At 36.3% G+C, this 26,222-nt stretch carries 19 protein-coding genes and 1 pseudogene; 1 reads left to right on the forward strand and 19 read right to left on the reverse strand.

All coding sequences use genetic code 11. The features are described from left to right. Positions 1–461: 461 nt before the first annotated feature. The 4 genes from E2K98_RS22800 to E2K98_RS22815 form a co-directional block, all read right to left on the reverse strand. Positions 462–1,760 (reverse strand): uracil/xanthine transporter, encoded by a 1,299-nt coding sequence (locus E2K98_RS22800; RefSeq protein ID WP_133338276.1) that lies wholly within the window; start codon positions 1,758–1,760, stop codon positions 462–464. A 224-nt stretch (positions 1,761–1,984) separates the two neighbouring features. Next, positions 1,985–2,353: a cupin domain-containing protein gene (locus E2K98_RS22805; protein WP_235824911.1), complete on the reverse strand. Its 369-nt coding sequence runs from the start codon at positions 2,351–2,353 to the stop codon at positions 1,985–1,987. Positions 2,354–2,502: 149 nt separating this feature from the next. After that, a complete protein-coding gene (allE, locus tag E2K98_RS22810) occupies positions 2,503–3,267 on the reverse strand; it encodes a (S)-ureidoglycine aminohydrolase (protein WP_133338280.1) in 765 nt (254 codons plus the stop codon). A 277-nt stretch (positions 3,268–3,544) separates the two neighbouring features. Beyond that, positions 3,545–4,903 carry an allantoinase gene (locus E2K98_RS22815; protein WP_133338282.1) on the reverse strand — a complete coding sequence of 453 codons (1,359 nt, stop codon included), beginning with the start codon at positions 4,901–4,903 and terminating at the stop codon, positions 3,545–3,547. Positions 4,904–5,166: 263 nt separating this feature from the next. On the opposite strand from E2K98_RS22815, the gene E2K98_RS22820 reads away from it, so the two are divergent. Continuing rightward, positions 5,167–6,801 (forward strand): PucR family transcriptional regulator, encoded by a 1,635-nt coding sequence (locus tag E2K98_RS22820; protein ID WP_133338284.1) that lies wholly within the window; start codon positions 5,167–5,169, stop codon positions 6,799–6,801. A gap of 301 nt (positions 6,802–7,102) precedes the next feature. Here E2K98_RS22820 and E2K98_RS22825 read toward each other — a convergent pair whose 3' ends face one another. The 15 genes and pseudogenes from E2K98_RS22825 to E2K98_RS22895 form a co-directional block, all read right to left on the reverse strand. Further along, positions 7,103–8,368, reverse strand: a complete 1,266-nt coding sequence (locus E2K98_RS22825) for an allantoate amidohydrolase (RefSeq protein ID WP_133338286.1) — start codon at positions 8,366–8,368, stop codon at positions 7,103–7,105. Positions 8,369–8,595: 227 nt separating this feature from the next. Further along, a complete protein-coding gene (locus tag E2K98_RS22830; protein ID WP_133338288.1) occupies positions 8,596–9,543 on the reverse strand; it encodes a sugar phosphate isomerase/epimerase family protein in 948 nt (315 codons plus the stop codon). A 157-nt stretch (positions 9,544–9,700) separates the two neighbouring features. Beyond that, complete coding sequence (locus E2K98_RS22835) at positions 9,701–11,464, reverse strand: thiamine pyrophosphate-binding protein (RefSeq protein WP_133338291.1); 1,764 nt, start codon at positions 11,462–11,464, stop codon at positions 9,701–9,703. Beyond that, a complete protein-coding gene (locus tag E2K98_RS22840) occupies positions 11,465–12,916 on the reverse strand; it encodes a four-carbon acid sugar kinase family protein (RefSeq protein ID WP_235824914.1) in 1,452 nt (483 codons plus the stop codon). A 39-nt stretch (positions 12,917–12,955) separates the two neighbouring features. Further along, on the reverse strand, positions 12,956–13,906 hold the full coding sequence (locus E2K98_RS22845) for a transketolase family protein (RefSeq protein ID WP_133338295.1): 951 nt from the start codon (positions 13,904–13,906) through the stop codon (positions 12,956–12,958). A 1-nt stretch (position 13,907) separates the two neighbouring features. Beyond that, the gene (locus E2K98_RS22850) at positions 13,908–14,732 is read right to left on the reverse strand and encodes a transketolase (protein ID WP_133338297.1); all 825 of its coding nucleotides are present in this window, start codon (positions 14,730–14,732) and stop codon (positions 13,908–13,910) included. Between the two features lie 241 nt (positions 14,733–14,973). Continuing rightward, positions 14,974–15,729 carry an IclR family transcriptional regulator gene (locus E2K98_RS22855; protein WP_133338299.1) on the reverse strand — a complete coding sequence of 252 codons (756 nt, stop codon included), beginning with the start codon at positions 15,727–15,729 and terminating at the stop codon, positions 14,974–14,976. A 592-nt stretch (positions 15,730–16,321) separates the two neighbouring features. Continuing rightward, entirely contained in the window at positions 16,322–17,239 is a 918-nt protein-coding gene (locus tag E2K98_RS22860) for a class II fructose-bisphosphate aldolase (RefSeq protein WP_133338301.1), read from the reverse strand. 815 nt (positions 17,240–18,054) lie between these two features. Continuing rightward, positions 18,055–18,309: pseudogene (locus tag E2K98_RS31800) on the reverse strand (helix-turn-helix transcriptional regulator); the annotation flags it as partial. A gap of 913 nt (positions 18,310–19,222) precedes the next feature. Next, positions 19,223–19,846, reverse strand: a complete 624-nt coding sequence (locus E2K98_RS22870) for a nucleotidyltransferase family protein (protein WP_133338303.1) — start codon at positions 19,844–19,846, stop codon at positions 19,223–19,225. Further along, a complete protein-coding gene (locus E2K98_RS22875) occupies positions 19,839–20,888 on the reverse strand; it encodes an XdhC family protein (protein ID WP_133338305.1) in 1,050 nt (349 codons plus the stop codon). Before E2K98_RS22875 ends, E2K98_RS22870 begins: the two co-directional genes overlap by 8 nt. 109 nt (positions 20,889–20,997) lie before the next feature. Continuing rightward, positions 20,998–22,272 (reverse strand): MFS transporter, encoded by a 1,275-nt coding sequence (locus E2K98_RS22880; protein WP_165976353.1) that lies wholly within the window; start codon positions 22,270–22,272, stop codon positions 20,998–21,000. Positions 22,273–22,434: 162 nt separating this feature from the next. Beyond that, positions 22,435–24,813: a xanthine dehydrogenase family protein molybdopterin-binding subunit gene (locus E2K98_RS22885; protein ID WP_133338308.1), complete on the reverse strand. Its 2,379-nt coding sequence runs from the start codon at positions 24,811–24,813 to the stop codon at positions 22,435–22,437. Positions 24,814–24,826: 13 nt separating this feature from the next. Continuing rightward, positions 24,827–25,306: a (2Fe-2S)-binding protein gene (locus tag E2K98_RS22890; protein WP_133338310.1), complete on the reverse strand. Its 480-nt coding sequence runs from the start codon at positions 25,304–25,306 to the stop codon at positions 24,827–24,829. After that, on the reverse strand, positions 25,303–26,184 hold the full coding sequence (locus tag E2K98_RS22895) for an FAD binding domain-containing protein (RefSeq protein ID WP_133338312.1): 882 nt from the start codon (positions 26,182–26,184) through the stop codon (positions 25,303–25,305). The genes E2K98_RS22890 and E2K98_RS22895 overlap by 4 nt, the downstream gene beginning before the upstream one ends. Between the last annotated feature and the right edge of the window lie 38 nt (positions 26,185–26,222).

The raw sequence follows: 26,222 nt of genomic DNA on the forward strand, positions 1-26,222 counted from the left end.
CTTGCTGCACTTAAGGACAAAGCTAATATAGGTAATTAAGCTTATAAAGAATTTAAGGAAATCGTTTAGGGGCCAGTTATTGTATCCACCTTTCTTTTTTTATTTCATAAATATCACGCCTTTCTATTATCTGTTGCTTATTAAGAGATACAGTTTCTTTTAAATCTTTTGTTGAAATGAATTTTATCACATGCAAGAAATTGATTCAAGAATATTCGGAATATTTTTTACCGAAATTAAGGGGTGCCATATCATAATTAATTTTCCCTTCCAGCTAAATCGCTGGTAAATCATTTGTCGAAAAAGATTAAGCCGGGTTATCCAGAAGGCAATCGGAACGATCATGCACATCCGTCATATCATTTAATAGATTAAATCCAGCATAAAAATGACCCCAAATTTTAAAGTGACGACAAATAAAGAAAAGTTTTCAATCCAATTTTCTTTATTTGTCGTAATGCCTATCCGGCTAATTTCGTTGTTAACTTATTCCAATCTACCATTTTCTCTAAAATGATCGATATGATTACACCCATAATGAGACCATTTGTAATTAATGGCTGCAATAGAACTGGAAAACTGCCGAATAGGGCCGGAGGGATATTCATTAGACTGACTCCAATTAGTACCGGACCTGCTAAACGGAATATCGTTTCCGAGTTAAAGAATATACCCTTTAAGCTGTTTAAAGCTGTCCCAAACAATTGAAGATAAGCAACAAATAAAACCGCATTACCTATTGTTAGTGGCATGGTACCTAAAAATTCAGCTAAAGGCGGGATAATTCCAAGCAGGATAAACACAAAACCGCTAATCATAAACGGCTTTCTCCTATATAATTTTGTACTTTGTAAGAATCCGATTGTGGATGTAAAGGGTGTAAAAGGAACTAAGCCAAAAATGGCAGTGATAACCCCAAAAATCCCCGTTAAAAAAATTGAGCTTTTGTATTGTTTTTTTTCTACCTTTACCTTATATACATCTGCAGCAGCTTGAATGGAGGCAAAAGAATTCGTCAAAGTCAGAAGGGATGCAAAAAAAGAGACGAAAACAATCCCTAGCTCTAAGTTCGGAGCCCCAAGAGGGAATATGGTGAATTCCATACTAGAAGAGCCTTCTACCGGATGAACTGACGGGAAAATAAGTCGATACACTAACCATCCTGCAACCATTCCTATCAGAATTGAAAAATTGCCAAAAACTCTTCCGCCTTTAATCTTTAATAGAGCTACAAAAATAACAACCCCAATTGAAACAAAACTGACAGGAAGATCAATTGTCCCATTTTCAGTTATTTTGAACATTCCTTTGAAGAAAATAAAGATGAGCTGAAAGGTTAACAAAAAAATATATACGCTTATTACCATCGGATTAATGATTTTTTGTATAATCGAAATAAAATTGAACGCAGCAATTAGAACAGTTACAGCTCCTGCGAGCAGAAAACCTGTTGTAATTCCTCCCCCAACTGTTGCATAGTCTATACCAAGTGCGGAAGCCGAAATCCCCATATTTAGCATTAAGCCCCACATTAATCCAGAGTGACTATCCAATAATGGATAACGATGGCCAACCCAGGCCTGCAAGATACTAGAAATGCCTGTAAAGATAAAAGAGCATCTTATTGTCATTTCAATCGTTTCGGGAGGAAGCTGAAACGCAGCTCCAATAGAAATTGGAACAACTACCGTATTAGCAAACATAAAAAAAAGCCACTGTACAGGAGACAAGAATGCTACAACAGCTCCTTGCTTTATCATGAATCGACACCTCTTCCAAAAACAATGATTACTTTATGAATCCTATTGATTGAAATAAATTGGATTTATTTATATAAAATGAAGAGAAGCGACTGTCTTCATTACAATCGCTCCTCTTCAATCACTTATTATATGAATGTTTAAAGCATCAATCGACTTTTTAAAGACGGATATTTACATTATTTAGTTTAACAAATTTATAGTTTATAAATTCATTATTACTATTAATATCTCGTAATATCCATTGGCAATGAACCAGCAGCAAAGCCTACAAACATGAATCGCTCTGTCCCTGTATTTCTCATTCCATGAATTTGATTTGGTTTAGCTAATAATACCATGCCTTTTTTAATCGGAATTTCATTCTCTAAGTCTGGGAAATAAATTCCTTCTCCCTCCATGCACACCCAAATATCATCAACATTCGAATGGGAATGTAAATATAATTCCTGGCCAGGCTCAAGACACCAAACGGCTCCAACTGTTTTATCTGTTTCATAGAAATAGTTTTTTTGCGCTTCATCTGGATCAAATTTTGCGATCTTATCAATTTCGAAAACTCTTTCTGCTTTTATCGCTTCGATTTTTGTCAAAGTCGCTTCCCCTTCCACTTCCCAACACCTCATTTTTCTTATTTTTTTAGCTATTTTTGCATACTTTGTTGTTATTTTTTATATGATCATTACAATGAAGAATATACTTCCTTTCTATTCTTCATTTAAGCTATCATTCTGCTTACCTTTTACAATGCAGCGTCACGATTGCAATCTTTAGAATAAACGTATGTTAAATTTTCTCTGCCTACAGCATAAGCTGCCTGATGTACATATGGTCCCATAAAAATGTAATCTCCTTTTTTCACTGGAATCCATTGATTGTCTAGATTATACATACCTTCTCCTGAAAGTAAGTAGGCACCATGCTCTTGTACATGTGTTTCGATAAACGGATGGCATGCAGCAGGGTCAAAAGAAAGAATGTGAAAATTCATATCAAAATCTAGGTCTGTAGGTAAAAGATCTTTAATATTAACATTATGCATATCATCATAATTTCTATATTCAATCTTGTTCGCATGGTCTGAATAAACCCATGGTTTCCGTCCTTCAAGCGGACGATATTTTTGTTTGTAAAGAAATAGTTTTGATTCTCCGCCAAATTGGTTTTCTACATACATTTTTGTTCCTGGAGGACAGTATAAATATCCGCTTTCTTCAAGAATAAATTCTTGCTCACCTGCAGCAGCTTTAATTTTGCCTTCAAGAACATAGACGAACGTCTCGATATTTTCTTGCCCGCCGAATCCCTCACTATTTTTACCATCTTGTTTCATGGTTACAACGTAATCAACAAAGCTTGCTCCAAGTTTTGGTGAACCTAAAATCGAAATAATGCAATTTTCAAATCCTGGAATCACATTGTTAACCAAGCCTTCAGGTGCGATTAATGCATATTTACCGTGCTCAATGATTGATCTGCTTGATAATAAGTCTTTAGGATAACCCATCTTATTTAAACTCCCCTTATGTTTTATTCTTTGAATTATTCGTTTCTAATTAAATGTTAATCGTTTTCACTTTATTCGTCATTATCACTAATGAATAAAAACACTTTTTATTTTTGTATACTTTGGATAAATTAAGACTTTTACTTCTACAATTTTCTTAGTCCTTCAAACCGATTTGTATCTCCCACTTTTCTTTAGACATCTAAAAAAGCTAATAATAGGACATGAGACAGTGATCTAGTCCTGTTATTAGCTTTTTGTTTCCTAACATATGGTATTAATAGGAGTTGATTTCGGTTTTTTCCCCAATTGTAATATTGCCATTTTCAAAGACAACCTTTCCATTTACGATCGTTGTTGTCACTTTTCCTTTAAAGGTTTTGCCAACATATGGGGATTGCTGATGGCGGTAGAACAAATCTTCCTGTTTCAGCTCGAAGCTTTCGTTTAGATTTACTATTGCCAGATCGGCATCACTATCAACGGCAATGATTCCTTTTTGCGGATAAAGTCCGAACAGCTTAGCAGGATTCGCAGCCGTTAACTCAACAACCTTTTCTAAAGGCAGATTACGATTAAAATACCCTTCAGTCAACATAATATTCAGGGTAGATTGAGCACCTGAAATACCGCCCCAAGCCTTAAAAAAGTCTCCATTTGTTACTTTTTTCATGCTTGGCGGTGCAGGAGAATGGTCAGAAGCTATGACATCAATTTCACCATTTGCTACAGCCAGCCATAGCTGTTCTACTTCTTGATTATCTCGCAGTGGTGGGCAACATTTTGCCACCCCGCCTTTTTCCTCTAAGTCTTTCAAAGTCAATGATAAATAATGAGGACATGTTTCCACAGTAATATCTACACCTCTCTGCTTAGCCTCATTAATGACTTCGACGACTTTTCGGCTGCTCGCATGAACGATATGCAGTTTACAACCTGTCGCTTCAGCATACGAAATAATCCGTCTTACCGCTTCAATTTCGGAAATAATCGGTCTTGATTCAACAAAGTCTTTGGCAGATGTTTTATTTTGCCTTTGTTTTTCTTCAGCGAGTTGATCACAAATAACCGTACTTTCGGCATGTACTGCTAATAAAGAACCAATTGAAGCGATTTCACTCATTCCTTTAAAAATCGCCCGATCATCTACATGATTGAAATCGGCAATTCCACTCGGCGACATAAAAGCCTTAAAACCAATTACCCCATTTTCATATAGTTCCTTAATATTCTCAATATTTTCTGGTACAAGTCCACCCCAAAAGCGGCAATTGACAACCGACTTTTCTTCGGACAAGACTCTTTTTAATTCCAAATTCTCTTTATTAATTGTTGGAGGTGTACTATTTAATGGCATATCAAAATAGGTTGTTACCCCACCTGCCGCTAAACTTCTACTACCTGTTCGTACGCCTTCCCATTCAGTCCTGCCTGGCTCATTAAAGTGGACATGGGTATCAATTAATCCAGGTACGATGTGCTGTCCACTTGCATCAATCTCCCTCTCTGCAGTTGCTGCTAAACTTTTTCCGACAGACACTTCTTTAATTTTCCCGTCTTTAATGGCAATATCCCCTTGAACAATCGTGTCTATTACAATATTTCCATTTCGAATAATTAAATCATATGTACCCATAATTTCCCTCCTCAATGGTAAAAACCACAAGATAATAAATGACTTTTATATTAAGCTGCCTTTTTGCAAATTTTTTTGAAAACAGTTTCATTCCAAATCAATTCTTTGTACAATTAATTTTAAATGATTTAATTTTCAAAATCATTATTCACTTTAAACAATTTAGTTAGAGATATTTGTTTAAACAAAACATTAAAAAATGTCTATTCTCGTTCAATCATTAAAAATATACTTGGCAAAAGAAGGAGAAAAGAGGGATTAGAATGAAAATTGTCGAAGATTTATTCATCGTAGATGTATTACAAGAAGCAAAAATTCTTGCTGGACATGCCGGACTCAAAAGGAAAGTTGATTCAATTGAGATATCAGAAACTCCTGACGTCATCCATTTTTTGGCCGAGAATTCCTTATTATTGACGACAGGCTACGCCTTTAAAGATGCCCCGCACCAGTTAGGTGATCTCATTTCGCAAATAAATAAGCGTCCCTGTGCTGGAATTGCGATTAAACTTAAACGATTCATTGATGTCATTCCACAAGAGGTAATCGATTTAGCTGACTCATTACAATTTCCAATCATTCAAATTCCGGAATCATTAACATTAGGTACGGTAGCCCATCAATTAATAAGCTTTATTTGGGATAACCAAATTGAAGAATTATTTTACGCGATTCATGTACACAAGAAATTTACCAATATGATGATGAAAGGCTATAGTTTGCATTCTTTAATCGAAAACCTTGGTTCTTTATTAAAATGTCCTGTTCTACTTCTAGACCCTATCGGTGATGTAACATCATTTTCCCACCATTTTCAAACGGGAAATATGAAAATCGTCATGGAAAATGTGGAGGATCATTTTAAACGTAATCTTGATAACTACCGAGAAAAAAATGACCTTACAATCGGTATCACTCGTCAACATCATCCAGTAATTTCGTTAAAAATGTTTAAAGTAAAAACGATGAACCCATATCCATATTTATTAATTATTTTAAATCCGGAGAAGCTGCCATATCCTTCTTCACAATTAACCATCGAGCAAGCATCAACTGTCATATCATTCACCTTGCTTAAAAATGAGGCGATTAGAGAGAACAGCCGTATGTTAGAAAATCACTTTTTTGCTTCGCTTGTTGATGGGAACGTATCGACTAAACAAGAAATTATTCACATGGGAAAACAGTATGGCTTATTAGACAATCAGAAATACGTTTGCATTGTATGTAAGATAGATGATAATAAACAAAGCACAGATATCATGAATAGATTATACGATTATTTATATAAATTTTTTAAACAATCATTTTTAAAAATCGATAATAAAAATATCGTTTTCATGAAGGATTCATATTTTGTGATTTTAATGCAGTTTCCTTCAAATATTGATGAGCCAAATAAAAGCTCAATTGAAGAAAGACTTATAGAATTTCAGAATGAGGCCTATACAAATTTGAAAATTTCACTCTCGTTTGGAATCGGTAACTTTTTTAATGATCTTACCAATATTCCTGTAACGTATGAAGAAGCGGTGAAGGCATGGAAACAAGGAGAAGAATTGTTTCAATACAAATTTATAAATTTTTATGAAACGAAGCAATTAAAGGAACTGATTCGATTAATTCCTGAGAAGGATCTGCGGAAATTTTACGAAAATACGTTGCGCTCTCTGGCGTATCCGAAAAATAAGGATGAAGAAGACTTAGTTAATACTTTATTTGTCTATTTAGATAATAATTGTGAAATTGCGATTACCTCTAGAAAATTGTATGTACACAGAAATACAGTAAAATATCGAATTGCCAAATGTGAAGAAATTTTAAATTATTCCATCCATGATTCTCAAGAATCGCTGCAATTACGAATCGCGTTACTTTTACGATCAAATTTTACTTAAATGAGAGGGAGTTAATCAGACCTTTCAATGAAATTAAAAGGCTGTTTTAGCAAACTTAATTGCTATTTACTTAGTAATGAGGGGTAGGAGATTTTTCTTTTAAAAAAACAATCTCTTATAGAAAAGAACCAAATCAAAAAACTAAGGCTCGCTGCCTATCGAATGGCAAAAGCCTTAGTTTTTCTCATTCTATCATCGATATAAGTGAATAGTTTCTGCTTGTTGTTTTTCTATTATTCTTAAAGAAAAAACTTGTGATCCTATATAGCCGGATCACAAGTTTTTTAGTAAGTCTTTTTAATTAATCATCTATATTATTAGACTGTTTTCCAGCTATTTTCATAACTGTAGATAGAAGCACTTTAGCTCCGGCACCCATATCTTCATCTGTCACGAATTCATCAGGGTGATGACTAAGACCATCTTTACAACGAACGAAAATCATCGCAACATCCGTCACATCGGCCATCGCCATTGCATCATGACCAGCACCACTCACTAGCTTAATAACGCTTCCCCCCTGTTCACTAATTGATTGTTCAATTAAGGTCATGATTTCTTCGCTACAGTATACCGGGTCAGCTTCCATTACTTTTTCAAATGTAATTTGCAATCCTCTAGTCTCAGCTATTCTTTCACTTGCTATTAAAATAGCATCAATCGCTTTTTGTTTACGTTCGACATTTAAATCCCGAATATCGAGCGTTCCTGTAACGAAACCTGGTATGACATTACTCGCACCAGGACTAACTGTAAGTTTACCAACTGTTGCAACTAATGGTACGTTTTCGAGTGCAATTTTCTCGATAAAAGAAATAAGTTCACTTGCACCTAAAAGGGCATCTTGTCTAATAGCAACAGGAACTGTCCCTGCATGACCCGGTTTTCCAATAATGTCAAAAGAAAATCTTGTCGCACCGGCAATCCCAGTAACGACTCCAACTGCCTCATTTACCTTCTCAAGAACAGGTCCCTGTTCGATATGAAGTTCTAAATAAGCGAGAAGTTCCTCAGGAGTACGACTAGCGTGTTTATATGCATCTGGGTCAGAAATTCCAATTGCTTTTAAAGCTTCAGCAATAGTGATTCCATTTTCATCTGTTCTTTCCAAATCTTCTGGAGTAAAAGTTCCAGCGATTGCTTTACTTCCAAGGAAAGTTGAATGAAATCTTACTCCTTCCTCATCACAGAAACCAACTACCTCAATTGGATTGTCTAAAACAATTTTATTATCGTAAAGGTATTGAACAACTTCTATTCCCGAAATAACACCTAAAATCCCATCATACTTACCTGCTTCAATGACACTATCTAAATGGGAACCAATCATTAAAACGGGTGCTGTTGGATTTTTTCCTTCATAACGGCCGATCATATTATTAAGACCATCTTTTCTTACAGACATCCCTGCTGCTTTCATCCACTCTTCAACAAGTCTTTCGGCTTTCGTACTTTCGATGGTGAATGGTAATCTTGTGACACCGACAGTAGTAGATGAACAACGAGCAAGTTCTTCAATTCTAGTACTGATTCTTTTCGCGTCAATGTCCTGCTGCAGTTTAACCAAACAATAACTCCCCTTCCTATATAATCAATATAAGATCATAGTATTGTTTATTACAAAACGTAATTTTTAATAGAATCATAACATCCTAGGCAGATGATAGACAATAAGTCATTTTGTATCATAAGCGAGTTAAACGATTGATTCATTTGTTTAGTTATTGGTGTATTTTTCATGATATTACTGAGCGACAAGTACAAATACTTGTCGCTCAGTAAAGCAATTGCAATTTATATAGAAAGACTTACGAGGCGGCCTTTTGTTGAATGCACTAATGACCATGCATCAATAAGCGTACGTTTTGACTGGGCAATAACAATATCTGATGACTCTGTACCAACTGGTTTTACCTCAAAGGCAACAACATTCTTATTCCCTTTGCCGATATAGCCAATTTCTAATAGAGCTCGTAAGTACTCTGCTAATTCTGGAACATCTACTTCACTTCCTGGATAGCCGAAACGGGGATGCTGATCACCATAGGCAGGATTAGAAGTATCTTTAATGTAGCAATTTCCGATATGTGCATGATTAATATAGTCACGAGCAACCGTTAATGCATCAATTGACGTTTCCCGCTGCATTGGTAAATGACTTAAATCAAGCATTAATCCAAAAGTAGGATCTACTTTACGAACCTCTTTTGCCACTTCAACAGCAAGTTTATTAGAACCGATTAAACATTTTTTATCTGTCTCATCATCAAATGTTTCAAGTGAAAGAATAAGATCACCTTTAGATCTTGCATATTGACATAATTCTTTAATCGATTCTGATAATAATTGTAACGCAGTATCTTGATCAGCATCTGGTTTTGCACCGCTTAAGAAACCAAATTTAGAAGCATTTAATTCGTATGCCTGGTCAATTCCACCCTTCACTAATTCGATCGCTCTTCTTCGCTCAGCCTCATCAAAAGAGTTAAGATTTCCTTTGTTTCTTAAAAGAATTGGTTGTGCACCAAATCCGACAGTCATTCGGCCAGATTCTAAAATTTGCGCAACCTCTTTACGATCTTCAAGGTTGTTAATAGATGTAATCTCAATTCCAGAGAAAAAATCATCTTGAACAATTTTCTTAACTGTTTCAACAGTTGGACCTTCTCCACCCATTGTTTCAGGATAAGCCATAAAATGGACAATTCCGACTTTCATTGAATTATGAAGATTTGCTGACATGTTTTCGCCGATTTTTCGGCTTCCCTCCTTTAATATTGAAACTTTTTCGTTAACTTGATTCCATTTACATAACCGTTATTTTGACAAGATTATCTCTGAAGCAATCGGAAAATCACCAATTGCTTCATTAGGTTCTCAGAGATTTACAAAGTAATAACTATTTGGAATAGTTGATTTTATCGGAATATTTAAATCCGTTAAGTGCCCCGTTATTAGAGAACTCACATGCTTTTTCAGGATCACCATCTACTAGTACTTCGATTATATATGGTTTACCTGAGTCAACTGCACGTTGTAATGCTGGTTTGATATCGTCATAATGAGTAACGAGCTCACCACGAACACCCATGCCTGCTGCAGTTTTAACGAAGTCAATTCCCCGTTCACTATGTTCACCATCAGTTAATTCGTTCTTGTATTCTAAGTCAGTCGAAATACGACGGTTATCATAGAACCAGTTTTGTTGTTGACGAATTAATCCAAGTAATGAGTTGTTCATACAGAAAATGATGACTGGGATATCATGCTTTGCAGCTGTCGCGATATCTTGTAATGACATTCCTAAGCTTCCGTCACCAAGGATGTTAACACTTTGTCTTTCAGGAAAAGCAAGTTTTGCTGCCATTGCTGCACCAAGCCCCCAGCCCATTGTACCTGCACCACCAGTTAATAGGTATGTTCTTGGTTCATACGTTTCAAATAATTGGCAAGACCAGATTTGGCTGATACCGCAGTCATGTGATACGAATGCATCGCGATCTAAGAATTCACGAAGTTCGCGTAATGCACGCTCTTGTCTGATCGGAAGTGTTTTGTAATCCGTTTTACGAGCCCATTTTTTACGCTCTTCCGTTAAGTCAATTTTAGTATCTGCTTCGGCAGTTGCAGCTACAGTAGCCCCAAGGTCTTTATACGCTTCTGTAAGTTTAACCATGAATGTTTTAACATCAGAAACGATACCTAAAGTAGTTGGTACAACTTTACCAATTTCTTTGTTATCAAGGTTTACGTGGATAATTTTCTTACCGTTTTGTGTAAATACGCCAACATTACCAGTAGAACGGTCAGCAAAACGTCCAGCAAGGTTAATTACTAAGTCAGCTTCAACAATTGTTTTGTTACCGAATGGAGTATCAAGCATTGTACCCATACGTCCAGCGAATAATGGGTGATCGTTAGGGAATGTATCCATACCCATACCAGTAGTTACAACAGGGATTTGAAGTTCTTCAGCTAATGCTTTTAGTTCAGCAGTAGCGTTTGCAAGGTTAACCCCGCCACCAGAAAGCAATACTGGTCTTTTAGCATCTTTTAATAATTCAAAAGTTTTCTGGATATCCGCATCAGTAGCTTGTGGTAAGTTATCTACTGGAGTAGATGCAATCAGTTCATCGATATCAACTTCGATTTCAACTTTTTGTTGGTCAACTGGTAAGTCAAGTAGAACTGGACCTTTTCTACCAGTTGTAGCTGTTATCCATGCTTCATGGATAAATTGAGCAGCTATCGAACCGTCTGTTAAACGATATGCAGCTTTCGTTACAGGTTTAGCCATTTCAACTATAGGAGCTTCTTGGAATTGCATTGTTCCAATTAAACTATTTTTTTGTTGGCCAGTAATAGCAATCATTGGAATTGAATCCATCCATGCACTGTAAAGGCCTGTTAAGAAGTTCGTTCCTCCTGGACCTGAAGTTGCAGCACAAACACCAACCTCACCAGTTGCTCTTGAATAACCGTCAGCCATGAAAGCACCCGTTTGCTCGTGACGAACAACATATGACTCGATTTTCGTTAATTCTTTTACTGCATCATAAAATGGTAGGATTGCAGCTCCTGGTACACCATAAAGATGTTTTACTCCTCTTTTTTCTAAATACAATGCAATTAACTCAGCTGCTGTCATTTTTTGTTTAGCCATTTAAAACTCTCCCTTTTGATCGTTTTTAATATTTTCAAAGATTTGAGCAATCGATTCTTTTTCCCCTACATTACCCGGAAATACGATATAAGGTGTATCTTTAAACTTAGCTTCACTTCCAGTTAACCATACTGGAACACCCGCGATTGCTTGCCCTAAAATTTTTGCATGTTTGATTTCCAAGCCCTTAGTTGCCACATCACTAGAGGTTATACCGCCTTTAGCTATGATAAATTTCGGCTTAACTTTTAGTGAACGAACCACTTCGACCAAAGCACGTGAAACGGTTTGACTAATTTTTAAATTTTCTTCTTTATCTTTTGCAATAATTACATCTCTACTTGTATAAACAAGCGTATCTCGATTAGAAGAAATATTATAATCTACTAATTGACATACTCGTGTTAGCTCTTCAGCTCTTGTTTCTTCATCTATTATTTTCACAACATTAAGTTGGATTTGTTCAATCGGGTATTTCTTCATTAGTTCGTTAATTTGTTCCGTTGTTTTTTTCGTGTGAGAACCTACAACGATAAATCCACCATTGTTACGGCTTTCATCTTTTGAAACAATCTCATCTGCTGACAAATATGGACGATCTTTTATTCCAGTAATCGATTTTACAAAAGATGCCGCAGTTCTAAATAAGAATTGTTTACCAGAATCAATTGCTTTTAGGACTGCTAATGATAGAATGTCTAAATCATAATAAGATTTAGCATTCACTATAATAGGAGTATTATTGTTGGCAGAGAGTAAAATCTCGTAAATTTTATCAATACCACCGATATGAATATCTTCGAGTGAAATGATCAATGCGGACTCTGAAGATACTCTTCCATTTGTCTTCTCCTCAATCCATTTTGGCAAATTAGCTGTTTGGAAGCCGAATACCGAATCTTTCGCAAATTCCGTTTCACATACAGGGACAAGCTGGCCATCTACAGCTAAATAATGAGTATTATCTAATGTATAACGATACCCTTCAAAGAAGGCAGGTATAATTAAGTGTCCTGAAGTCTCACCATTACCCACTTTAAAAAGTTCATCTTGTAGTACATCAATTTCCAGTGGATAATGTCCTCTTAATGTTGAGTCACTTCTACTAATAATTGAGAAGTTAATACCCATTTCTTTCGTTACTTCAACAATGTTTTGAACAATCTCTCTATTGATGTTTTCAGCTTTTTCGGCATTGTAACTTCTTGTATTTGTTAAAATGTAAAGTACACTTCTCTGATCAGATAAACCTTTTTTAATCCAATCTTTGCTCCAGTTTGTAATGACAAAAATATCATGGACAGTTTGGACACCAGTTGGATCATCATCTAGAACAATAAACTTATGTTTTGTTTGTTTTAAATGATCTTTTATTTTTGCACGGAGACTATCATCTGATTTAGAGAAGAGAGGATTTTCTAATGTATCCGTTAAATTTGGATATTGGGTCACGTTTGACAAAACCCATCCCCCTTTCATGATCTAAATAGGTTACCAGCTATTTACTTTTTCACCTAATAATTCATTTGCTGTTGAAACAATCCGGTGTGCTCTTAATTCAAAGAGGTCGAGGAGTTCATCCATTTTCCCAGAAACTCCGAAACGGTCATTTGTACCGATTCTTCTTAATTTAGCAGGTTGGTTTTCTGATAGTACTTCAGCAACTGCACTACCTAAACCTCCGATAATTGAATGCTCTTCAACTGAGATAACATTTTTTGTTTTCGCAGCTGATGCTACAATTGCTTCTCTATCAATAGGTTTAATTGTATGAATGTGCAAAAGTTCAGCGCTTACACCTTGTTTTTCTAACTCCTCTACTGCTTTTAGTGATTCATCAAGCATAATACCAGTACTGATGATTGTAATATCAGATCCTTCACGGTATTTAATTGCTTTACCGATTTCAAAAGGTTCTTCTTTCTTTGTAACGATCGGTACTGGTAATTTTCCAACACGCAGATAAATAGGTCCTTCATGGTAATAAGCTGCTTCTACTGCTTTTTCCATTTCAACAGCATCTGCTGGAACAATTACTGTCATACGTGGAAGAGAGCGCATTAAAGATATATCTTCAAGCGGCAAATGTGTTGCTCCTTCTTGAGCAGCTGATGTACCAGCGTTATGACCGACAATTTTCACATTGTTATTTGAGTAACATACCGAAATTCTCATCTGATCAAATGCGCGTCCAGTAAGGAAGTTTGCATAAGCATTTGCAAATGGTACTTTACCTGCTATCGCCATGCCAGCCGCAGTTCCAACTAAATCACATTCAGAAATACCGATGTTAAAAAAGCGTTCTGGAAATCTATTTTTAAAAAGATTTGTCATATTTGATTTTGCGCAGTCCGCATCAAGAACTACTAAATTATCATGTCTTTCGCCAAGTCTAATTAGTGCATCAGCAAAACCTTTACGTGGTGCTTCTAGATTTGCCATCTTAAGCCAACTCCTTTAAAGCGATTTCTAACTGCTCATCATTCGGTGCCATTCCATGCCACTCATGTGTATCTTCCATAAATGAAACTCCCTTGCCCTTAACGGTATGAGCTAGAATTGCAGTAGGTTTACCCTTTGTGCGTTTAGCTTCTTTAAACGCATCATTTACTGCATTGATATCATGGCCATCGATTTCAACAACGTGCCAACCGAAAGCTCTAAATTTATCTCCAAGATTTTTAACACCTTTCACATTTTCAACGAAATCATCAAGTTGGATTTTATTCCAGTCGATTATTGCACAAACGTTATCAAGATTGTAATGTGCACTTGTCATCGCCGCTTCCCATATTTGACCTTCTTGTAACTCTCCATCACCGATCATGCAATATGATCTTCTATTGCTACCATCTAGTTTTGCAATTAATCCAATACCATTAGCAGCTGATAATCCTTGACCAAGTGATCCTGATGATATGTCTACACCTGGGATATGCTCTCCACATGGATGTCCATGTAATCTACCGTCTACATCCCTGAATGTCATTAACTCTTCAATAGGGAAGAATCCTTTTTCAGCTAAAACCGAGTAAAACACAGGTGTACAATGTCCTTTTGATAGGAAGAAACAATCACGGTCTTGCCATTCTGGATTGTTGGTATCTACATTCATGTGTTCAAAAAAAAGTACTGACAAAAGTTCAGTAGCAGATAAAGAACCACCGGGATGCCCACTTCCGGCATGATTTGTCATTTTAACTATGTGCCGACGAATTCTTTTGGTTAAATCATTATAAAGTTCGCTTTTCTCTTTAGAAAAAACCATTATTACTCCTCCTTCATCTCATAATAAGCAACATCGTTTCATTTTATAATTAAAAAAATAAGACATTCGTTGTTGCTTATCAACTAACCATGTTTCATATTTTGATAATATCACCGTTTTTTGAATATTTCAAGTGTTTGTAATTAAATTTTTTTATAAAAATTCGTCGGTGAACAGACAATCAATAATTTTTTGCATAAAAAAAGAACTGGTCTTATAACCAATTCTTACTTCATACCAATCAATTGTCTGTGTAACCAAGCCGCTTGGAAATCTTTATACCTATATCCATTATAATTGGTTTAATTTCAGCTAATCTTTCTTCAGTCATTCGGAAGCTTGGTCCTGAAATACTAATAGCAGCGGTAATTTTCTTCCGATTATCAAAAATTGGTGCTGCAATACAGGAGACTCCAGGTTCATTTTCTTCAACTTCTTTACCAATGCCTTCGTTCCTTATTTTTCCCAATTCCTTAAAAAAAGAGTCTTTATCTGTAATCGTTTTTTCAGTATGTTTTGGTAAACCATACTTGTCAATTATATCTACAATCTCATTAAGCGGCAGATGTGCTAAGATGACCTTCCCAACTGCCGTACAATGCATCGGGGCCCTTCTTCCTACTTGAGAATGCGTTCTAAGGGTTTCACTTCCTTCAAGTTTTTCAATATAAATTACCTCTCCTTGATCATATACCGTCAAGTGGATTACTTCATTAAATTGTGATTCTAACTCTTCCAAAAAAGGTTTAGCTTGAGTTCTCAGGTCAATAGATTCAAGTAGCATCGAACTTAATTCTAAATATTTATAGCCTAATCTATATTTTTTAGTTTCAGGATTTTGTTCGATGAATCCATGATCTGCAAGAGTACTTAATAATCTGAATATAGAGCTTTTATTTAAATCTAGATTGGCGGCCAGCTCAGTAACACCCATCCCTTCTTTACGCTTGCTTACTAATGAAATAATTGTTAATGCCCTATCTACTGACTTAACCATTTATATTAAACCCCCGATTCAGGCCTAAATTACTGATCCCGTTTACTTACCACAAGAGTAATACGACCTTATTTATATAAAATGACACCACTGTAATTTTTATTTTCTTCCATTTTATCAGAAAAGACGTTGCGTATAAAGCAATAATACCTTACTCAATTATCTTTAATTAGAAATTTTACCATAAGGTCGTAACTATTCAAATATTTTAAAATTACTTTTTGAATCAAGGGTTTGATTTAAAATTAATTATCATAGGCATAAAACCATTCAAAATTTATATTTTCCGATAAATTAAAAAGAAGGTATGACCCCATAAAGAACACCTTTCATGCCCTTTTAAGTCAACCTTCATTAAGTAGTGGACGATAAAAAGACATCCACTCTAAGTTAAAGTTAAAGAAGCTATGCGATGAGCTTAATATCACGGACGCCAGTATGGAGCAAAATGGAAAGTAGATCTATTTTATGGTTAAAAAATAGCCCCCACTCATCACACCCAGGGGACTACAAAAAAATTAAATTGAAATGTCCCGGAAATATGGGGAGTTACAGTTTAAAGTAGGTTACTATTTTCATGTAATGTGACTTCTTAAACATAGTATGAAGCACTACCGTTACTAATTAAAAAGTTTTCAATTTTATCTTCTACTACGTTTTGAACAACCTTTTGAACTAAATTTAATGTTACTGTAGGTAGTTCAGACCACTCCTTTTCAGTAACATAATTTTCTCTATTTAGAGCTTTTATCATCGCATGTTCTAAATCTGTTGCAATATTCACTTTACTAATTCCACCGCTAGGAATTTGAATTGCATTCTTAATTATTTCTGATGGAATGCCCGAACCGCCATGTAACACTAATGGTACAGATGTTAACGCACGAATTTCAATTAAACGCTCAATATCAATTTTTGGATCTTTAACAAGATAGACCCCATGTGAAGTCCCTACAGAAACCGCTAATGCATCAACTCCTGTCTCTTCAACAAACTGTTTTGCTTCTTCAGGTTCTGTAAATAGCTCTTCATCAACGTCTGTTTCAATAAAGTCAGTTGTCCCAATTTTGCCTAATTCAGCTTCAACTGTTACGCCTTTTGAATGTGCATACTCAACAACCCTTTTTGTTATCTCGATATTTTTCTTAAATGGTTGCTCTGATGCATCAATCATAACGGATGTAAAACCAACTTCGATAGCTTCCGAAATTACATTGAAGTCCTTCGTATGATCTAAATGTAATACAGCAGGGATTTTAATATTCTCCTCTTGAATAACACGATAAAACTCTCTACTAAATTCCTCTAAATTAATTCCATATCGTTCTTGCTCCCTCTCAGAAGTCTGAACAATAACTGCAGAATTCATTTCTTTGGCCGCTCTAAGAATAGGAGCTATCATTTTTGTAGCTCTAGGAGTAAATGAACCGACAGCAAATTGATTTTGCTTAGCCAATGCAAGGACTTTAGTTAACGAACAAACATTATTTGCTTTTAAATTTGTTTCCATTCATTTCTTACCACCTTTCTGTTTGAAATACACAAGTTTTAGATTTTAACTCTTTTTTAAACGGTGTAACTTATTTCTTTCACACCAAATTTGTTACTTAATAAACAACGGTGTTTCATTTTATTTTAACCATTTATCAAAAATATTGCAAAAATTTTTACTCTTTCCACCCAGAAAAAAATAAATGCCTCCGCAAAAGGTTTAATTTGGAAGGAAGTTATTGGAGCATTGATTGACACGGTTTCATCAAAAGATTAAATTCTCTATTACTCGCACCAACCTGTAATTTACGCTTTTTTACTTTTTCGTTAATAGAATAATTGAAATAGTTAAGCCGTTTAAAAATGCTACCCGGTTACTATTAGAACCATATGGTTTGCATTAAATTTTTCCGTTTTTCTTATTTAGCGTTTATTGTAGGATCTAAATTTACTGATTCTTCTTTTGGCTTACTGCTAATAATCAACGCGGTAAGCATCAAAATGGAATGAGGTTCTTTAAAACTTTATTAAAGTACCATATATCTAACGATGTACTGGCATCTACCGAAAATAACTTATCAAAAATCAATGAGTTATGTAAAAGTGATTCTCATAAGTGGGCTGAAACAACAGCAAAAAACTTATAGTAGCAGCCGTACGGAATCCTTTTCAGGGAACCTTATATCGTCATAGTCATATTTTAACCTTAGAAATGTACAGTAAAATGCTTATAGAACACCAAAAGCACCTATCTAACGTTTGAGGAATAGATAGATGCTTTAGCAAAAGAAATAAAAGAATATAAGACTTTTTTTTGGTTTTAACTGACACTGCCTATGGGCAGACTAAGCATAATCTCTCTTGTATACCTTCCAAGATTTCTTCTGTCACTTCCCTAATCTTGATATCCCCACCTAGAAAAAGTAGCCAATTTGTTATTACAGTCAATTCTTCTGAATCATTTACATTAATAAAAGTCTTTAAAATTGTTGTGTTTTAGTGAGGATTAGCATAAGAAATGAAAACTTTTAAAGTCTTGTATTTTTTGAACTGGGCAATCACTTTCGGACTAAGTTCAATGAATATATTATGCGCTTTTCCAATTTCAAATATCTTATCTTTTCTAAAGAAAGAACTCACATGTTATTAGCTCTATCACTTTTATTTATATCCCTCCCCCCTAGTTATCTCCTAAAAATCTAAAGTTGTATTTTTTAGATTTTACTTTCCTTCGAGATGGCACAGTAATCTGATTGCAATTTATGAAACTTAATTTATATGTTTATTTTCTTTTTTTTCAGAAAACTAAGTGTTATAATTACCCTACAAACTTATTTACTATATTAAGTTGTGGGTTTTCAATAAATAACACGGAAAGGGGGATTGTTAATGGATTTTTGTATTTCTTGCGGAGAGGAATTATCTATTATGGAGAGGAATCGAGCGGAATGCTGGGAGTGCAGAGACACAACAAACTCAGAAGCGGAGTGATCATGACATTTAATATTTTTATGATAGTTTTATAAAAAAACTGGTGTCCCTAATCCTTTTATCCGCCCTTGGCCTCGGACCTAAACGATTTTTCAAAACAAAAAGCAAAAAGGTTAAGTTTATAGCTCCACCCCGGAAATAGATGAATTCTTATATTTTACCAATTCAATTCTTAAAGTCTCCAATATAATAAATACTTTCTGAATATACCTTCCACAAAGTTTTAAATAAATGATTTTATTTCGTAGAATACTTCCTGATAGTTTAACAAAATGTCGGCCTCGTAGTGGATATTTCCCTTTAAGCTTCATTTCTGCAAAATTCACTTTTCCATTGAAAAATAGCCTTTGCTCTTTATGAGTAAAGGCTATTTTTCACGAGTTTCTTCTATAAATGTTGTTCTCCTAATTAGTCTTATAACTTCGATTGCATTCGAATAGAATACGTTGTTTAGAAACTTCATGATTATGAGTGAAATAATGACGACGTTGTAACGATTTAATCCCATTTCTCACTCCTCATTATGTTCTGAATCAAAATACTGTTTCATCTTCATGAGGTCTTCAGGTGTGTCAACATCCACTCCCCACATTGGATTGTCAAATGAAACAATCTTCATTACGTGCTTATATTTTTTTATAATGCTTTGACCGCCACTATCCCCCTCAATTGTATGGAATTCGTTAAATAATTCCGCATCCATTAATACCGGATGGCCTAATTTGCCTTGATATTCTGGGCGGACAATCCGAATTCCTTCTTTTCTATTTGCTTCATATTTTTCCATTAAAGATTGTATGACGGTACTAGAAACAAGAGGCTGATCCGCAAGGAAAATCATAACGGCATCCACATGTTCTTTGATAGATTGGATTCCCAGCTTTAAAGATGTGGACATCCCCGCAGCATAATTCTGGTTAAAAATTATCTTTATTTCTGGATAGTCCACAGTATGTTGATTGATTTCTTCTATATATTTACCGGCAACCAAGATGATCGGCTCCAAAGAGCTTTCAACGACTGGTCCAAGGACGTAACGAAAAAGAGGTTTGCCTTGTATGGATAGTAATAGTTTAGGTTCTCCCATTCGTTTAGACATACCTGCAGCGAGTATGATTGCACCAATTTTATGCATGAATTTTCACTTTACCATGCAAAGGCCTAGGATTTCTCCCGTTTCTAACTGTCATTAGTTCCGATACAATACTTAAAGACACTTCTTCCATCGTTTCAGCTCCTATATCCAAACCAAGTGGTGAGCGAATTGGTCCGCTGGAAAAATTTTGTCCAATATTGATCAGCATTTCTTCTGTACGAGAGATTGGACCAAGAACACCAATGTATCGCGGGTCACTTTTTAAAGCAAGTTGTAGGGTTTTTTCATCCAAAGCCTGGTTATGATTCATAATCACCCACCATGAATCAGTGACATCATTAGGGTCGATTTCCTCAGGGCTCTTTTTCAAATGCGAAGCTAAAGGAAATAAACGAGAATTATTGAAATCTTCACGTGAATCCAAGACTGTGACAGAAAAGCCAACTTTAGCTGCCAAATCTGCAACGGGTACTGCATCCTTTCCTGCTCCTGCTACAATCAAGTGTTCACTATGTTTAACGGCATCAATTAGATATCTACTTCCGTCACAAGCTACTATTTCTGCACGAGTTTGCGTATCCATCACAGTTTTTGCTTTTTCAATAACTTCAAGAGGCACACTCTCGTGATTTCCAATGAAATGGCCGTCTTTATCAACTAACAACCTGTTTCCCGTAGGGATTTCCAATACAAGTGTAAAGTGTTGTCCTTTCTGTACGACTTGGTCGGTTTTAACCCAGAATTCATCATTTCGATCAACGGGCAGGATCAGCATTTCAAGATTACCTTTACATCCTATTCCTAAACCCCAAATTTCATTTTCGCTTAAGTCGTATTTGTGTGTTAAAGGAGAATTCATTTCCATAGCTTTTTCTGCCCAGCCGTATAAATCGCTTTCCAAACACCCACCGCTTATTGTTCCGAACATTTGTCCGTCCGATGCCATCATCATTTTTGTTCCTGGAAGTCTGTATGCAGAACCCTTTACGCCAATTTGAATGACTATGGCTGCTTTTTGGTTACGATTCCATGCTAATCTGATATTTCTTAATACATCTTTCATTTCTTGTAACCTTGACACACATTACTCCTCCCACCTGCTAAAAAATGATAATCCCTAATATTATGAAGATAGAGGGAGACAAAAAATCAGATTTCCTTTTTGTCTCTCTCCTCTTTTCGCTTATCTTTTAAAATCCTTTTCTAACTAAGAAAACACTTAAGAAAAGTGAAAGGGCAATGAAACATAAAATAGCGATAAAACCACCATTATATGAACCACTCATTTGACTGAATATACCAACAATCATCGGCCCCAATGCTGCGATTAAATACGATAAACATCCGAATATACCACTGATACTTCCCATTACTTCTGGCGACGCTACACGGTGAAGCATTGTCATCGTCAAAGCTGCTGGCATAAACAAAAGACCTATTAGTAAAATACTCAGGATGGCCGCAACTGTACTGTTTGTCGTAAAAAGGGATAAAAGCATAAATACAATGATAAGTGCGCCTGCTCCACCAACAAAAACAGCCCTCTTCATGAACCGATCGGAGAAATACCCAGTAACCATTTGTACAACAATAGCTAAAGCGAACCCCCCAGCATTGATGACCGCTGAATTTACAAAGTCTATTCCTTTTTCTTCTGTCAAGTAACTAGGTAAAAAGGTTGAAATTCCATAATATCCAATAGAAAAACAAGAATAAACAATCGTTAAAATCCAAAACAAAGGACTTATAAGTACAGTTTTGATGCTTCCTTTATTACCAGTAATAGTTACCTCCACTTTTTGATTGCTTTGAATATAGTTAAACTCTGTTTGATTAACTGCATAATGCTTAGCTGGATTATCTCTTGCCATAATCCAAAATAAAATTAAACATACGATTGAAATCGCTGCAAGTATAAAGTAACTTTCCCTCCAACCATATGCAGACGCTATGATCGCAATGAGAGGAAGTCCGAGGACTGGGCCAAATGCATTCCCACTATACCAGGTGGTTTGCGCTTTAGCTTGTTCATTATACGGGAACCAGTTTGAAGTTAATTTGAGAGCCATTGGATAAAGGACGCCTTCACCTATTCCTAATAAAGCCCTAGACCATAAAATCATACTAATAGAATCAGCTATTCCCCCCAAAACCATGGCAAATGCCCAGAGGCTGATTCCAATAAGTCCACTGCGTTGCGCACCAATCTTGTCAATAATGAAACCCCAGGCTAATTGACCAAATGCATAGGTTACTAAAAATATACTGCTAAGTGTCCCTTTTACAAGATTTCCATCAATGCCTAAGTCTTGCAAAAAAGGCTTATTGGCAAGCAGAATATTGATGTTTGCTTTATCCATCATGGAAACGGTAAAAAGCAAGAGTAATGGAAAAGCGATATAAAACCAGCGAATTTTTGTCATTTTTTTAGTCGGCATGATTGTTTGAGCATTAAAGTTATTCAATATATTTTCCCCTATCATCATGAATTGTTTTATAATCAGTACTTACAGTATCTAGATATAAATCTTTTTAAACCTTCTGCTTTCATGATTGTCTACTATTCTGTTTTCGCATAGGGTATATTCTAATGACAATGAATACTTAATTTTTTTACACAACACATCTCAACCTATTTCAACTTTATCCTGTTTACGTTCTGCTTCCTTAATCCATTGACGAAGGTTACTAGGGCTAATAGGCAGTTGATTAATTGCAATGTCTAAAGGATAAAGTGCATCTACAACAGCATTCGCAATAGCAGCAGGCGGCGAAATGGCTCCACCTTCTCCAACTCCCTTAATACCTAGCGGATTTCTGGTTGATAGGAATTCTTGATGGCCTTTTTCTACATTCGGGATCTCCATCGATGTTGGCAATAAATAATCCATATAAGAACCAGTCAAGAGTTGGCCTTTTTCATCGTATATGACTTCCTCATATAAAGCTGCACCAATTCCCTGAGCAATCCCCCCTTGAACTTGTCCGTCTACAATCATTGGGTTGATGACCTTTCCTGCATCATGAACCACGCTATAACCTTTCAAGTCAACAAAACCCGTTTTCTTATCCACTTCTACCATGGCAATATGGACAGACGATGCAAACGTAACAGTTGGCGGAACAAAGTAATGTGTGACTTGTAGGCCAGGTTCCATTCCATCAGGCACCTTGCATCTGGACCCTGGACGTGCTGCATTCGCAACTTCCTTATAGGTCACATATTTTTTAGGTGCAGATTCAACAAAAACTTTGCCATCCACCATTTGTAAATCCGAAGGATCCACTTCCAGCATGACAGCTGCGACAGCTAATACTTTTTCGCGTAATTTCGCTGATGCTGCTTGAATCGCTGATCCTGCATTTACCGCACTTCTACTCGCATACGTTCCAGCTCCATAAGCCAGATTTGTCGTATCTCCGACCCTAATAGTAATGTTGTCTGGGCTTAGCATTAACTCATCTGCACATATTTGGGAGAATACGGTTTCATGCCCTTGCCCTTGCGGGGATGCCCCAAGATGGGCTACTACTTGACCAGTACTGTCAATAGTTACATAAGCACTTTCAAATGGACCTGCCCCTGTTCCTTCCACATAAGAAGAAATACCTATTCCAACAAGCTTACCTTGTTTCTTCCATTCTTTTTGTTGTACACGGAAGCCTTCGTAATCGACCATTTTTAAGCCTTGTTCTAGTGCAGCAGGATAGTCGCCGCTATCATAAATTAACTGAGCACCATCTTTTATCAATATCCCTTGGTCGTAAGGCATTTCTTCCGCTTGAATCATGTTTTTTCTCATAACTTCAACTGGGTCTTTTTTTAGTTTTCTAGCTACCATATCGATAATTCGATCCATAACGAAAACTACCTCTGGTCTTCCCGCCCCCCTAAATGGAACATTTGGTGTTTTGTTCGTTAGGACAATCTGGCAACCAATATCGTAGTTTGGTATTTTATAAGCACCTCGCAAATGATAGGCACTGTTGTAAGCACATGTTAAACCAAAATAATTCATAGCACCGCAATCTATAATGAACTGATCTTTTATTCCAACAATTGTCCCATCCTGTTTATAAGCCACTTCTACATCATGGATTTGATCCCTTGAATGACGGGCACTTGTTAAATGTTCTAATCGATCTTCGATCCATTTGACTGGTCTCTTCAACAATTTAGATAAATATGGAATGATAATTTCTTCAGGATGAACTCCACCTTTAGGACCAAAACCTCCCCCAACATCTGGGGCTGTTACTCGAATGCTTTGTTCAACTAGACCTAAACATTTAGCCATATAGGTTCTTACTTCAAAAGGAAGTTGTGTGGATGAGTAAACATGTAATTGATTGGTACGAACATCATAAGTTGAAACGACCCCTCTCGTCTCTAACGGGTTAGAAGAAACCCTTGGGGTTTTAATCCTTGCCTTTAGGATATGCTCTGCATCTTTAAGAGCCTGATCTGCATCTCCTGTCGTCACCCGGAATTCCGCTTGAATATTTCCGTCAAGATGATCTTGAATCAACGGCGCGTCTTTTTCCAATGACTTAAATGGATCGACAACGATTGGTATTGTTTCATATTCGACTTTTATTAAATCCGCTGCATCTTCAGCAATATACCGATTTTCTGCGACAATGACTGCAATTGGCTGCCCTACATACATTACCTTTTTTTTAGCTAGGACGTCTTCATAACAAAAACGAATTGTCGGATTAATTTCCTTCTCTACATTAGGAGGCAGAGCACTATGTGATTCAAATTGGACAAGAGGCTTGATCTTCCCGTCTATTTCAAGTCCAGTAATGATGGCGTAGACACCATCTAAAGCCTTCGCTTCAGTGATATCAATCTCTTTAATGATGGCATGGGCATGAGTGCTGCGAACAAAGACTGCTTCCGCCATATTTGCCATTTTGATATCAGCTACGAACTGTCCTGTACCTGTCACTAGTCGATAGTCTTCTTTTCGCCTAATACTTTGACCAACGTATTTTGTCATCCGTCTTCCCTCCCTAATTTGATACAGTTTGAGCAGCCTGCTTCACAGCTTTTATAATATTGGAATATCCAGTGCAGCGACATAGATTCCCAGAAATACATTCTCTTATTTCCTCTTCACTGGGATTTGGGTTTTCTTCTAAATAACTAGAAACGGTCATCAAGAAACCTGGTGTACAAAATCCACATTGTAATGCATGATTGTCTGAAAATGCTTGCTGTAAGTAATTAAGTTCACCATTTTCTTGCATAAGTGATTCCACTGTCTTGACATCACAGCCATCTGCTTGAACAGCAAGCACTAAACATGAGCGAACGGGGGCCTCATCTAAATGAATTGTACAAGCCCCGCAAACTCCATGTTCACAGCCGACATGCGTTCCAGTAAGTAACAAGTTCTCCCTAATAAAATCTGACAGCAGCAGTCTAGGATCTACCTCTCTATCGATATGATGACCGTTAACTTTTAGGTTTATTTTAACCTTTTCTATCATAATCCTCCGCCTCCCTGTGCACGTTCGGTTGCTTGCTTTAATGCACGAATAACTATAGTTCCAGAAAGTTCTCTTCGATATTCGGCAGTCCCATGAAGATCAGATTCCGGTTCAACAATTTCCATTGTTAGATTACCCGCCTCTTCATATATTTCCTCGGACGCCTCTTTGCCGATTAGAAGTTTCTCCACATCCTCTAATGGTGTAGGAACAGAATTTACACCGCCAATGGCTAAATTGACACTTAAAAAACGACTATCCGCATCTAAATCAACGACTGCAGCCACTTCGACAAGTCCAAAATCCCCATGTCTTCTCGCTACTTCAACAAATGCAGAACCGCTTGATGGTTTTGTAATGGGGAAACGAACCTCCTTAACCAATTGATCTGGCTGTAGCGAAGTAAGCATATAAGTAAGAAAAAATTCTTCAGGACAAAAGACTTCTTCACCATTTGCATCGGCAATAACAATTTCTCCCCTTAAAGCCGTTATCACACATGGTAATTCAGCCGATGGATCACCATGGGCGATACTTCCACCAACAGTTCCCCGATTACGAATTTGTGCGTGGCCTACCCACCGGATTGCTTCCGACAATAATGGACACTTTTCTTTAACCAATTCAGATTTTTCTATTTCGCAATGTTTGGTCAAAGCTCCAATAACGAGGAATTCTCCATCTTCTCGGATATAGCCTAACCCCTCAGCTCTTCCTAAATCGATTAAGTATTTTGGTGTTGAAAGCCTCATATTCAATAGAGGAATCAAACTTTGGCCACCAGATATGATTTTCGCATCTTCCCCGTATTCGGATAAATATTGTACGGCTTCTTCTATGCTCGAAGGTCGAAGGTAATTAAACTTTGCTGGTTTCATAGGAATCCCTCCATTCGGAATAAAATACTAAATCACTT

It is taken from the genome of Bacillus salipaludis, assembly GCF_004358205.1.

Bases quoted from the DNA above. Each gene is read 5' to 3' on its own strand.
- E2K98_RS22800 (WP_133338276.1), bottom strand. From the start codon at position 1,760: ATGATAAAGCAAGGAGCTGTTGTAGCATTCTTGTCTCCTGTACAGTGG.
- allE (WP_133338280.1), bottom strand. From the start codon at position 3,267: ATGGGTTATCCTAAAGACTTATTATCAAGCAGATCAATCATTGAGCAC.
- E2K98_RS22815 (WP_133338282.1), bottom strand. From the start codon at position 4,903: ATGGGTACATATGATTTAATTATTCGAAATGGAAATATTGTAATAGAC.
- E2K98_RS22820 (WP_133338284.1), top strand. From the start codon at position 5,167: ATGAAAATTGTCGAAGATTTATTCATCGTAGATGTATTACAAGAAGCA.
- E2K98_RS22830 (WP_133338288.1), bottom strand. From the start codon at position 9,543: ATGTCAGCAAATCTTCATAATTCAATGAAAGTCGGAATTGTCCATTTT.
- E2K98_RS22835 (WP_133338291.1), bottom strand. From the start codon at position 11,464: ATGGCTAAACAAAAAATGACAGCAGCTGAGTTAATTGCATTGTATTTA.
- E2K98_RS22845 (WP_133338295.1), bottom strand. From the start codon at position 13,906: ATGGCAAATCTAGAAGCACCACGTAAAGGTTTTGCTGATGCACTAATT.
- E2K98_RS22850 (WP_133338297.1), bottom strand. From the start codon at position 14,732: ATGGTTTTTTCTAAAGAGAAAAGCGAACTTTATAATGATTTAACCAAA.
- E2K98_RS22855 (WP_133338299.1), bottom strand. From the start codon at position 15,729: ATGGTTAAGTCAGTAGATAGGGCATTAACAATTATTTCATTAGTAAGC.
- E2K98_RS22860 (WP_133338301.1), bottom strand. From the start codon at position 17,239: ATGGAAACAAATTTAAAAGCAAATAATGTTTGTTCGTTAACTAAAGTC.
- E2K98_RS22870 (WP_133338303.1), bottom strand. From the start codon at position 19,846: ATGCATAAAATTGGTGCAATCATACTCGCTGCAGGTATGTCTAAACGA.
- E2K98_RS22885 (WP_133338308.1), bottom strand. From the start codon at position 24,813: ATGACAAAATACGTTGGTCAAAGTATTAGGCGAAAAGAAGACTATCGA.
- E2K98_RS22890 (WP_133338310.1), bottom strand. From the start codon at position 25,306: ATGATAGAAAAGGTTAAAATAAACCTAAAAGTTAACGGTCATCATATC.
- E2K98_RS22895 (WP_133338312.1), bottom strand. From the start codon at position 26,184: ATGAAACCAGCAAAGTTTAATTACCTTCGACCTTCGAGCATAGAAGAA.